Annotated in this window: 11 protein-coding genes; 4 read left to right on the forward strand and 7 right to left on the reverse strand. The window is 56.8% G+C overall.

Annotated features, from left to right (window positions below; genetic code table 11):
• Positions 1-309 precede the first annotated feature (309 nt).
• From AB0M95_RS40165 to AB0M95_RS40175, 3 genes are all read left to right on the forward strand, one after another.
• A complete protein-coding gene (locus AB0M95_RS40165) occupies positions 310-699 on the forward strand; it encodes a hypothetical protein (protein ID WP_363776781.1) in 390 nt (129 codons plus the stop codon).
• Between the two features lie 58 nt (positions 700-757).
• Entirely contained in the window at positions 758-880 is a 123-nt protein-coding gene (locus AB0M95_RS40170) for a hypothetical protein (RefSeq protein WP_363776784.1), read from the forward strand.
• 109 nt (positions 881-989) lie between these two features.
• Positions 990-1,169 (forward strand): transposase, encoded by a 180-nt coding sequence (locus AB0M95_RS40175; RefSeq protein ID WP_363776787.1) that lies wholly within the window; start codon positions 990-992, stop codon positions 1,167-1,169.
• On the opposite strand, the gene AB0M95_RS40180 is transcribed toward AB0M95_RS40175, so the two are convergent.
• On the reverse strand, positions 1,157-1,399 hold the full coding sequence (locus tag AB0M95_RS40180) for a hypothetical protein (protein WP_363776790.1): 243 nt from the start codon (positions 1,397-1,399) through the stop codon (positions 1,157-1,159). The genes AB0M95_RS40175 and AB0M95_RS40180 overlap by 13 nt on opposite strands.
• A gap of 125 nt (positions 1,400-1,524) precedes the next feature.
• Here AB0M95_RS40180 and AB0M95_RS40185 point away from each other — a divergent pair, with 125 nt between their 5' ends.
• Positions 1,525-2,028 (forward strand): GNAT family N-acetyltransferase, encoded by a 504-nt coding sequence (locus AB0M95_RS40185; RefSeq protein ID WP_363776793.1) that lies wholly within the window; start codon positions 1,525-1,527, stop codon positions 2,026-2,028.
• Between the two features lie 63 nt (positions 2,029-2,091).
• On the opposite strand, the gene AB0M95_RS40190 is transcribed toward AB0M95_RS40185, so the two are convergent.
• The 6 genes from AB0M95_RS40190 to AB0M95_RS40215 are packed head-to-tail and all read right to left on the reverse strand — an operon-like array spanning position 2,092 to position 7,803.
• Positions 2,092-3,426 carry a hypothetical protein gene (locus tag AB0M95_RS40190; RefSeq protein ID WP_363776796.1) on the reverse strand — a complete coding sequence of 445 codons (1,335 nt, stop codon included), beginning with the start codon at positions 3,424-3,426 and terminating at the stop codon, positions 2,092-2,094.
• A complete protein-coding gene (locus AB0M95_RS40195; RefSeq protein ID WP_363776799.1) occupies positions 3,416-4,309 on the reverse strand; it encodes an ABC transporter permease in 894 nt (297 codons plus the stop codon). The genes AB0M95_RS40190 and AB0M95_RS40195 overlap by 11 nt, the downstream gene beginning before the upstream one ends.
• Positions 4,207-4,995 (reverse strand): ABC transporter permease, encoded by a 789-nt coding sequence (locus tag AB0M95_RS40200; RefSeq protein WP_363776802.1) that lies wholly within the window; start codon positions 4,993-4,995, stop codon positions 4,207-4,209. The genes AB0M95_RS40195 and AB0M95_RS40200 overlap by 103 nt, the downstream gene beginning before the upstream one ends.
• Entirely contained in the window at positions 4,992-5,996 is a 1,005-nt protein-coding gene (locus AB0M95_RS40205) for an ABC transporter ATP-binding protein (RefSeq protein WP_363776805.1), read from the reverse strand. The genes AB0M95_RS40200 and AB0M95_RS40205 overlap by 4 nt, the downstream gene beginning before the upstream one ends.
• A gap of 5 nt (positions 5,997-6,001) precedes the next feature.
• Positions 6,002-7,024: a hypothetical protein gene (locus AB0M95_RS40210; RefSeq protein WP_363776808.1), complete on the reverse strand. Its 1,023-nt coding sequence runs from the start codon at positions 7,022-7,024 to the stop codon at positions 6,002-6,004.
• A gap of 8 nt (positions 7,025-7,032) precedes the next feature.
• The gene (locus AB0M95_RS40215) at positions 7,033-7,803 is read right to left on the reverse strand and encodes a SagB/ThcOx family dehydrogenase (RefSeq protein WP_363776811.1); all 771 of its coding nucleotides are present in this window, start codon (positions 7,801-7,803) and stop codon (positions 7,033-7,035) included.
• Positions 7,804-7,892: the final 89 nt, after the last annotated feature.

Genomic DNA, 7,892 nt, shown 5'->3' on the forward strand with positions numbered 1-7,892 from the left:
AGTTCGGCCAGGGCTTCTACGGCTGGATCGGCGACGTCCGCATCTCCTCCCGCCCCCTGAAGCCCACTGAATTCCTGACCCCCTACAAGTAACCACCCCTGAAAAGGGGCCGGCATCCCAGCCGGCCCCTTTTCCGCTGGTACGCACGCATGGCCCCGCGCCGCCACGAGCGCAAACCCGCCACCTCGGGACCGAAACGATGTTCCGTAGGAGCCCCAACCTCCGGTATCCAAGACGAGCCAACGCCTGGTCACTACCTTCCAACCGTGAACGCGACCTGGTGCACGTGTTCGGAGAGGGCTGGCTGCGATGACCTTGACGGTGCCGACCACTAACCACCTGAAGTTCCGCGTCACTCTTGAGGAAACGCTCGACACGAAGATCGTCGTATGGGGTGCCGATCCCACCGCTGCTCCCATCCGTTCCGGGGTGAGCGCTCGTACGCTCGCGGAACTCTTCGAGGAGGTCGAAGCGGTCAAGCACTTCATCCTCGACCTTCCAACCGATGTCCCGATTTCCGTGGAATACGTGTACGAGATACCCAGGGTGCCGCACCACGATCTTGGAGCGACGACCGATAGACTGCATCCGAAAAGTGCCTTTCGAAATGGCGTGGACAGGACCCTCAGCAAGTCCAATCCTTCCAGTTCAAGGCACTTTTCGCGTCTAAACGATCAAACCAGACGTTCTCCTCGGTGAAAGCGCGAGGCTAGTCTATGAGCGGTACCTGTCGGATCTCCCGGTAGCCGCGCAGGAGGTGCTGGTCCAGATGCGGGTGCGCCGCTTCTTCTGCGACAACACCGCCTGTGACAAGCGGACCTTCGCCGAGCAGGTTCCGGGCTTGACCAGCCGGCACGGCTGGCGGGCGGGGGGCTGGTGAGGCTGCTGGGAGCGGTGGCGCTCGCCCTGGGGGCCGTCCCGGTGCCCGTCATACCGCGCGCCTGGCCTGTACGGTGGCCCGCTCGACGCTGCTGCGGCTGTTGCGGAGTATGCCTGACCCGCAGGTGGCGACCCCGCGGGTGCTGGGGGTCGATGAGTTCGCCTGGCGCAAGGGCCACACCTACGGAACGGTGCTGGTAGATGTGGAGGGCGGCCATCCGGTCGACCAGTTGCCGGATCGGTCGGCGGACTCGTTTGCGGCCTGGCTGGAGGCTCATCAGTGGAGGTGATCTGCCGGGATCGAGCCAGCTGCTATGCCGAAGGCGCTCAGCGCGGTGCCCCCTGGCGGGGCTCGTGAAGCCGCAACCCAACCGGCGTGATAACTGGGGCAAGGCTGACTGGAACTTGAAATCAACTCCCAGCCGAATCGTTCAGCCAACCAGACTAAGAGCGAGGTTTCCACCTTCAAAGCCGGGAAAAGCCGCTCCGAGAAGTTTTCAGAACGCTGCTTGCCAACCATAGGAGCATCGTACGGATTCAGCCTCCTAGTTTCCCGTCTGTTATGGGCTCGCTCACCGGAACTGACTCTTTTAAGCCCCACCTGCAGCAAAAAAGGGTAACAATACGATGATACGACTTCGAGAAATGACTGAAGCTGATGTCGACGCTGTGTCTGCAATACGAGTGAGGGGGTGGCAGTCGGCCTACGCAGGCATCATTCCTGAGACATATTTGAACGAAATGACGATTGCTGCCGACGCCAATAGACGCAGAGCCTGGTTCACATCGTCCCGAGGGCAGGTAATGGATGTGGTTGCCGTCGACGCACATGAGAGTGCTGTCGGTTGGGTGAGTTTCGGACCTTATCGAGGTGAGACTGACGCCCCAAACCCTGGCGAGGTGTACGCCCTTTATGTGGATCCGAAGTCTATAGGTCAAGGGATCGGGCGGGCCCTGCTCAATGCAGCGCACAACCATACTGTTTCTCAAGGGTTTTCCACCATGCAATTGTGGGTCTTGCGCGACAATTTGCGCGCTCGAGTATTCTATGCAGCGGCAGACTATGCTCCGGATGGTGCTGTCCAGACGGACATGTATGGCGAAACAGAAGTCACCGAGTTGAGATACCGTCGTCAAATGAGTCGCTGATGTCGCTAATAGTGACAACTCGTAATCCCAGAGGCGCCTGCTCATCGAACAACTCGCAAGGAATTAGTCTTGTGTTATGCGGAGGATGATCTGGCAGAGGTCGGCTACTTGGGTTTCCAGGGAAGGAATCCCTGAAGTGGCGAACGCTCGCCCTCGCTCCCATGCCACAGTCGCCTGGATTGCGCTTCCTACAATGACTCCTGCCCTGACCTCTTGAGACACATCGATAGGCCGACCGACCCTCAGCCATGCACCTACGAAGGGCCGCGCCAGGTCAGCCGACGCATACTTGGCCAAGGCGCCTGAGCGATGGGACAGAAGGCGCGCCAATGTGGTGAACGGGTGAGTGATATAGATTGGTTCCCACTCGGATACTTGAATTCGACTACCTTCACAAAATATAGTGAAACTGGCCAGGGCCCCATTGATAAGCGTTTGAGGCAACACAGATTTGTAGAGCAATTCACTCGCCTCGGACACAGAATCTTGAATCCACTTGAGGGAACGCTTTCCGAATCCGTCGCTATTAGAAGCGTGCGCTCTCCATTCTTGTAGGCAAAGATTGAAGCGGGCAGACAGCGCGCCAGGCTCTATTGATCCAGAAGAATCCACTATCGTGGAAGCGCGCATTTGAAAGTCAGCGACGGCCCTCATCGCGGGGGACCAACTGGCCAGGTCTCCCAACCGGGCCAAGCTGGTGCCAAGAGGAGCTTTCCGGATCTCGATACCGAGGTCCGGAAAAGAAGCGACGACTTCTGGCTTCCAGCCTTGCAAAAGGTCCCTCATGTCTGCGCTGTAGAGCGAGTCGCTTGTCCACCAAGACGTGCTGCATGGCGCTACCGCGTGTAGCTCGTACATACCCTGACTGTTTGCGGCACGCAAGATTACATAACCTACCCGCAGCTTGTATGGGTGTACTTCGGTTGGCTCGGAAAAATAATCCTTGATCCGTCTTAACAAGGCCTGAAACCAGCCTGGCTTGCACCAAGGAAGGGGAGACATTCCCGAGAGTTGATCAGCTACCGACTCACAAAACCGGTCAAGATATACTGCGCCAGCAAATTCACTTTTCAAGACATCAGCGAGGTCGCTACGATGTTCATCCACCGGCAGCCAGGACCACTCAGCGCCGGAGCCATTCTGGGCTTCGGCAACGAAGAGTCGCCGTTTACGTCCTGTCGAAGGAAAATCAATTACTTGTTGCAAGAAGATCTGGCCGCCCAGGAACTCTTCCAAGCGAGGCGTAACATGGACCGTCTCGAAGCAGTTCTCATCAATGCTTACCGGAATGATGACTGGAGCCAGGTCGACTCCCGCAATCATCTGCTTACCATTATGCGGTCTAAGCAGCAAGACACCGTCGTCGGGACGCCTGGATTGATAGAGTTCACCCCTCACGGTAAATCCTCGATTCAAGATAACGGAACGAAGAAAGCAACGCTAACGCCCATCCGGCGGCCACAACCAGTTCAGGCCCGATGGACGAGAGCACATTGTCCAAATCGTGCACCCCCATGGCCCGTACACCTTCAGCAGCATGGCGGAACGGCATTAGATGAGAAATGGTCTTCACCCACGGGGGAAGAACAGATAGTGGAACGACGAGGGCCGCACCGATGGATATCGCAGTGATCGCCACGTTTATCAGTAGGAACACGTTGCCGGCCAGAAGGCCGAGCACTCCGAGGGACATACCAAACAGCGCCGAAGAGAGGCAGCCAAAGAACAAAAGGATGGTGAAAGTCGCAAGTTCCTCGACAGGCAGCGGAACACGTAGGGCGATAATCCCCGCTGAAAGCGTTAGTACAGCCGCCAGGACACCCGCAAGGCTGTATGGCATTGCCCGCATCAGCAGCAAATATATTCTCGATCGTTGACTTACCAAAATATTCTCGAGGGTACCGAAGTAACGCTCGCTCGTGAGAGCCATAACGCCTCCCGCGACAGCCGGGAAACATGAAGCGATCATGGCGCCACCAAGTAAGAAGAATCGCGCATTTTCCACCCCCAAGTTTGAGCCGAGAAATGCGAAAAATATAAGCTCCATAATTGGCGTGGCCACCATAGCGAGGACAAAATGACGGGGCTCTAACCAATTGAATAAGGCGCGAAACGAGAGCCAAGAAGTATTCCAGCAAGAAAATATATTTCCTATAATGCGCCGATAAGGCCGGTCATTTACCACAAGTTTAGCTCTCCGTTGTGCCGGGATCGCTTGGCCACTAGGTTCACCAGCCAGGAGCCTGCGAGCAGGTAGACTGAACCGGTTATGGCACACCACCCGAGTGCCGGAAGAAACGAGGAGCCTGCGTTGGCTGCACGCAGGGCTTCTGCTCCCCAGGACGTAGGCAGAAAACGCGAAACTGGGCGAAGCTGCTCGACGAGATCAGTCACCGGCACCATGATGCCGGACACCATCCAAAGGGGGGCAATCATCGGGGAAGCCATGCTCTCGGCTCGCCGTGCCTGGACAAAGAGAGCGGCGACTAGCAGGCCGAACGCCCCCATCGCGACGGTGAGGACCGTGACAACGAATAGCATCCCTGGAATGCGCTCCAGTACAATTCGAACGTCCATGAAAGCCACCCCCCACAAGTAGGTCACTAACATGGACGCCGCTCCAAGGAGAGAAACTGCCGTCGTGATGGGGGCGACAACGGATGAGAACCTTTTCGGTGATCCTAGAAGGAACTCCAGAGTGCCTTGCAAACGCTGCATCTTTATAACGGTGCCAGCGCCGAACATAATGGAACTCCACATGCCCATGAGGCCGGCACCAATTATCAGGTCGGCAAGATTTCGCTTCCCGTCTCCCGCAGCGTGGAGGAGGTAGGCGATGCAAGCGTAGAAAAGCGGGTTGATCAAATTCAGCGCGAAGTCAGATCTGTCCCGGGTAAGATCGTGCATGTGGAACCATGTAGCGGTGAGGAACGATGTGATGCCCCTTAGGGCTCCGATTGCGTTCATACTGGTGTTCCGATGTTGCCTTGGCTCACGAGCGTGATATAGCTGTCTTCGAGAGTCGGCTCTCGGAGCGATATATGTAGCAGTGTGATTTCTTCCCTGTTCTCTAGGCATTTCTTTATGACTTCTTCGGCCTCTTCAGAGGAAGTCAGCGATGTCCGGATCGTGAGCAGCTCACGGTCGCTAAGGAACTCGAGTGAAGCATCGATGACAGCCGGCAGTTGAGTGAGCGCTTCGCAGAGCGCCAGGTTCGAACCGCGCGTCTCTATCCGGGCCGCAATCCCCGACTGCGCTGCTGTTGCGAGATCCCTAGCCGTGCCCTCAACAAGGATCTGCCCGTGATCGATCACGGCGAGGCGGTCGCAGAGCTCTTCAGCCTCGAACATGTAGTGCGTAGTCAACAGGATAGTCTTTCCGGCCTCTCGAAGTTGCGATACCGCAGCTCTGATCGTTCGAGCGGCTACTGGGTCAAGACCGTTAGTGGGCTCATCAAGGAAGATGACGCTGGGGTTGTGTAGCAGACTTCGGGCGATGTGGAGACGCTGCTTCATACCGCGCGAATATGTCTCCACCCGGTCAGCTTGTCGTTCTGCAAGACTAACCAGTTCAAGCAGCTCGTCGACCCTCCGGCGCTGATCACGGAGGGGAAGTTGATATAGATCCGCAAAGAAGAGCAGATTATCCCGAGCGCTGAGGCGATCGTAGAAACCTTTGTCGCCGCCGAAGGCATAGCCGATTTGGCCTCGGATCTGCCTGGGATCGGCAGCAACATCTATACCGTGAATGCGTACTGACCCGCTGCTGGGTAGGAGCAGTGTCGTGAGAATCTTGACTGTTGTAGTCTTCCCAGCCCCATTCGGGCCCAGCAATCCGAAGAGGCTTCCCTGCTCGATCTCCAGATTGATCCCACGAAGCGCGCAAACTTCGCGGCTGCTCTTACGAAATAGACCCCCATTTCTCCTCTTGAAGTTCCGATGCAGATTCTCAATAGATATCGCCGACATAGGTGTCAATCAACCTCATACTTCATTTGAGCGCGGTACCGGCGAAGCTGAGGACCTAGTAGATGGCCTTCCTTGGCTAACGGGGGCTCAGCGCGGCCTGCAAGTACCGTGAGTCTCACGTTCATGCAATCCGCGACCATGTCCAGCGTCTCTGTCAGGTGGCCCAGATCCAGGAGAACGGTTGGATAGGCAGTACTCGTCCTGTACCGCCAGTGGACACGCTCGATCGCCAGGTGGATTGCCAAGTCGATGTTGGCCAGCTCGAGGGTCTGTTCGAGTACCGGGTCGTCAGTGCTTAGGTCACTCTCTGTGGCTGGCAAAGCTACCAGGCTGTGCTCTGCCGGTTGGTAGTAGTAGGCGGTTCGTTCTCCAGAGAACGCTGATGTCGTAACGGATATGTCAAACGGATGCGACGCACCGAACGATGGTGGTGTCCGCCGGGTTCTGGGGAGGGGGCCGAAATGAATTTCTGCATGCACGCCATAAACCAGATACAACATGTAGCCGAGTTTATTGAGTAGACCTCCACCGTGGTCGGGGTCTGGATCCGGAAGATCTATCCATGTCCAGGTCTCTGGTGCCTGTGTGGAGGAAGCTGGGGGAAAGTCGTCTTGTGCGTACCTATACATTAACTGAATGTCCGTCGCCTTGGCCTCTGGGTCGCGGTAGTCCAGCGAACGCGAGACCGTGGCCCATTGTAGATCCCGCAAACTGCCGAAATCTCGCGGCGGAGGGTCAGCAGTCGCGTCGACTAGCACACCCGAATCGAGGAAGGATTGCAAGCAGTACTCCACATACCGCACAGGTATGCCCGCTTTCTTCAGCACCTCGCAAACCTGCTCATCGGTCATGGTCCCACCTGACACTAGCCTCGTCAGCGCTTCGCTAAGCCACTTTTGCAGGGTATTAAACTGCCGATAACTGCCCTGCGCTGGATCTTCTATTAGCCACTCGTCGCCCACACGTATGAGAGAGATAGTGGGGGACAATTTCCACGACCTGTCGATTCCGTTCTGATTATCGCTCATGGATTGGGTCATCCCGCGGTAAGGAGGTAAATGCCAGTCTCTTCGAAGCGCTTCGTGCCGAGTAGGCTGTCAGTGAGTGCTGGGTAATGGGCAGGTGTGGGGAACGTCTCGAAGCCTAGAGATGTCCAGGCAATCAAATATCGCTGAGCGAATTGGCCGAGGCACTCCATCATCGATCGGTATCCGTGCGGATTATTCGCATAGCGGTACAGGTGACGCTCCCAGACAACCGACAAGAGGAGAGAGCAAGACCCGGAGCTCGCTCGCGCCTGGCCGACGAAAGCGGTTTGAACATCCTCACGCAGATCGCCACCCCTGATCAGCCCAAGTCCATGACCGTTAGGGTCATAGTGATAAATTCCGGGCGCTAGGCCCTCGACATTATAGATGATGACGTTGGTCTCCACGTCGCCATATCTGTTGTGCATGAGGGCACTTGGCGTCTGCTGATAATTCGCTTCTGCTCTGCGTCGCAGAGCAACGAGAGGTACATTTACATCGGCTAGAACGCGGCTCAGTTGGTGCGCTGTCATCTTCTGTTTCGACCAGGGTCTATGGCTGCGGCGCGACAAGAGCACGTCGCCGAGATCTCGCGTTGGCGCCTCACAGGGAGTCGGCAACTGCTCATAGGGGACGTTAATCTTTTTCCAGAACGCGGGAGGTTGTTGATTCTCTATCCGCGCCCGGAGAACATCGTCGGTGTCAGCAGGTGCAGGCGAGCCCAGGACGTCCGTGTAGGTTTGCCGGTCAACCATGCAGTGGTAGACCAAAGCTGTCAACGGCGGCTGAATGCTGACCCCTTGGCGTCGTCTGAATTCTGACCCCTCCGTTGCGATTGATCGTTACTGGTCGTTGCTGTGGTCGGCCG

Origin of the sequence: Sphaerisporangium sp. NPDC051017, from assembly GCF_040683095.1 — a bacterium.
GTDB lineage: Bacteria > Actinomycetota > Actinomycetes > Streptosporangiales > Streptosporangiaceae > Sphaerisporangium.